The following is a 920-nucleotide window of genomic DNA, read 5'->3' as shown; positions in this document are numbered from 1 at the left end:
CTAGGCCGTGTCTTCAATGTGATCTAGGTGCTAGATCATGACTTGGCGTGATTCGCCGGTACGAATTGACCGATGAGGAGTGGGAGAAGCTGCGGGTTCTTCTCCCCTCCGGGCGGATGGGCCGTCCCCGGGAGGACGACCGCCGGGTGCTGAACGGGATCGTGTGGAAGATCCGCTCCGGGGCGGCCTGGCGGGACATCCCCGCCCGGTACGGCTCCTGGCAGAGCATCTACACCCGCTTTCGCCGCTGGGCCCTGAACGGCACCTTCACCCGCATGCTGCAAGCCCTGCAAGCCGACGCCGACGCACGCGGCGACATCGACTGGCTGGTCGCGGTGGACTCCACCATCGTGCGAGCCCACCAGCACGCGGCCGGGGCGAAAAAGGGGGACCAGACACCGGCGAGCCATCCGATCACGCCCTCGGACGATCCCGCGGCGGACTGACCAGCAAGATTCACCTCGCCTGCGACGGACGCGGCCGGCCGCTGGCGTTCCTGGTCACCGGCGGGAACATCAACGACTGCACCCGCATGCAGCAGGTGCTGCAGGCCATTCGCGTTCCCCGCCTCGGCCGCGGCCGGCCTCGTACCCGCCCCGACCACGTGGTGGCCGACAAGGGATACAGCTCCCGCGCCATCCGCACCTATCTGCGGCGACGCGGCATCAGCCACACCATCCCCGAGCGCGCCGACCAGATAGCCGGCCGTGCCAGGCGAGGCAGCAAGGGCGGCCGCCCACCCATCTTCGACCCTCAGGTCTACAAGCGCCGCAACGTCGTCGAACGCTGCTTCAACCAGCTCAAACAGTTCCGCGCCCTGGCCACCCGCTACGACAAGACCGCCACCTCATACACCGCCGTGGTCACCATCGCAGCACTCCTGCTCTGGCTCTAACTGATCACTATGAAGACAGGCCCTA

Annotated in this window: 1 protein-coding gene; it reads left to right on the top strand. The window is 67.3% G+C overall.

Annotated features, from left to right (window positions below; all coding sequences use genetic code 11):
- Window positions 1–50 precede the first annotated feature (50 nt).
- A protein-coding gene (locus AAH991_RS40115; protein WP_428834099.1) for an IS5 family transposase occupies window positions 51–895 on the top strand; the annotation gives its coding sequence in 2 pieces (ribosomal slippage) (window positions 51–387 and window positions 387–895; 846 coding nt in all).
- Window positions 896–920 lie beyond the last annotated feature (25 nt).

Source organism: Microbispora sp. ZYX-F-249 (assembly GCF_039649665.1).
GTDB lineage: Bacteria > Actinomycetota > Actinomycetes > Streptosporangiales > Streptosporangiaceae > Microbispora > Microbispora maris.
Note: the sequence above shows the minus strand (reverse complement) of the source record. Positions and strands in the feature narration are given on the sequence as shown.